Genomic DNA, 2,155 nt, shown 5'->3' with positions numbered 1-2,155 from the left:
ATCTGTTCTAAGAATAATAGTACTTATATATCAGTGCGATAATGATATGTTTGATGATGGCCCACCTGTTTTACCTGAAATTTTCCCCGCCAAAAATGAAATTAGAATGCCATATTGTGATCGATATAGAATTTTAATTTCAATTCAAATGATATGTTGTGTCACAGTGAGTTAACATACTTATCAGTGATAACGCCAGTTGAGGATCGCCAGAAACCGCTAGCGAGCATTCATTGATAGTCTATTTTTGTCTCGTCAGGAGGATATAGATGAAAGAAGTCAGTGTTGGATTGATTGGTGGTGGTTATTGCAGTCATGCCGTCGGTTGGTTTCAGGCCGCAACCTTTGTTTGTGCTGTCAGCAGAATGAGGGGCTGGGACTTCGGTTGAGGCGGGTTAGCAAAATATAACGTATTACCAGTACCACCACGGTAATCGGTACATTTTAAAAATTGGGAGCGCAAAAGGATCATGCAAAATAAAAACCGTAGCAAGAATCATATAAAATTGCACTCTGGAATAAAGCTTATTTGTCTTCAATAACTGCATTTATCTTATTAATAAATCAGCGTGTCAAAAAGTTCTTCATCACCTCCATGTTTTAAGGTGGAGAAGGAGTTACTTTTGTTTTTTGAAACCCTTTTTGACATTAAATGGATAATCAAATAAAAAGGTAATGATATGTCGTTAATGATGAATCTCAATGCACAACAGAGAAAACGATTACATCAAATAACATTAGTCGCTACATTTGGTGGCTTGCTCTTTGGTTATGATACCGGTGTTATTAATGGTGCATTTTCTTCATTGAAAGAAAATATGGCCCTGACGCCGACGACTGTGGGCCTGGTAATGAGTGTACTGTTGGTCGGTGCCGCCATTGGTAGTGTTTTTGGCGGAAAATTGGCTGACTTTTTTGGTCGAAGAAAATACCTGCTCTATCTCTCCTTCGTTTTTTTCTTTGGTGCGTTATTGTGTGCATTATCGCCTAATATCACCACTCTTTTAATTGCCAGATTTTTACTTGGTTACGCGGTAGGCGGGGCATCGGTTACTGCACCTACATTTATATCCGAGGTTGCGCCGACAGAAATGCGGGGCAAACTTACCGGGTTGAATGAAGTTGCCATTGTTATTGGACAATTAGCAGCATTTGCAGTAAATGCGGTAATTGGTATTGCCTGGGGCCATCTGCCTGAGGTCTGGCGTTATATGCTATTGGTTCAAACTATCCCTGCTATTTGCCTGTTAGTGGGAATGTGGCGTTCGCCAGAAAGCCCCCGTTGGTTGATCAGTAAAAATAGGCGGGAAGAGGCATTAACAATTTTAAAACAAATTCGCCCTGAGCCACGGGCTATTAAAGAGTTTAATGATATCGTAACGTTGATTGATATCGAAAAAGAAAAGAAATTGTATGCTAAAAATGATTTGGCTATTATTTTTCAAACACCGTGGATCTTAAAATTAATTTTGGTGGGTATTGCCTGGGCAGCTTTACAGCAAACTACCGGTGTTAACGTCATTATGTATTATGGTACGGAAATATTAAAAACTGCCGGATTCTCGGAAAGAATGTCGCTAATCTGTAACGTGTTAAATGGCGTTTTTTCTGTCGGGGGGATGGTTATTGGGGTTATGTTCCTGGTTGATCGTTTTAAACGAAAAACACTGATTGTGTATGGTTTTGCCCTGATGGCAACGCTGCACTTGATTATTGCTGGCGCGGATTATTATCTGGTTGGTGAAATAAAGGCCACTGTTATTTGGTTGCTGGGTGCACTGTTTGTCGGGGTCATGCAGGGTACGATGGGCTTTCTGACTTGGGTCGTATTAGCAGAACTGTTCCCATTAAAGATTCGTGGCCTATCTATGGGGATCTCAGTATTTTTCATGTGGATCATGAATGCCATTGTGAGTTATTTGTTCCCCGTGCTTCAGGCGAAACTTGGCTTGGGTCCGGTCTTCTTGATTTTTGCTCTTATCAACTATCTGGCGATTATCTTTGTGATTACCGCCTTACCAGAAACATCCAATAAATCATTAGAACAACTTGAAGAAGAACTGTCTGCCGGTAATTAATAACATAATTTTTATATGAGATAAAAAAGATCATATCGCAAAAGGGACAGATAATGATAGATAATTTTACCGTTGAT

1 protein-coding gene is annotated in these 2,155 nt (G+C 39.9%); it reads left to right on the top strand.

Features of this window, described 5'->3' with window-relative positions; genetic code table 11:
• The first annotated feature begins 680 nt into the window (after positions 1-680).
• A complete protein-coding gene (locus V2A85_RS23140) occupies positions 681-2,078 on the top strand; it encodes a sugar porter family MFS transporter (protein ID WP_372558573.1) in 1,398 nt (465 codons plus the stop codon).
• The last annotated feature ends 77 nt before the right edge of the window (positions 2,079-2,155 follow it).

The organism is Yersinia sp. 1252 StPb PI, from assembly GCF_048593885.1.
In the GTDB taxonomy this organism is placed as follows: Bacteria; Pseudomonadota; Gammaproteobacteria; order Enterobacterales; family Enterobacteriaceae; genus Yersinia; species Yersinia enterocolitica_E.
This window is presented reverse-complemented; position numbering and strand designations above follow the sequence as displayed.

What these genes read in the sequence shown, in the direction of transcription:
- V2A85_RS23140 (WP_372558573.1), top strand. Translation starts at nt 681, where the DNA reads ATGTCGTTAATGATGAATCTCAATGCACAACAGAGAAAACGATTACAT.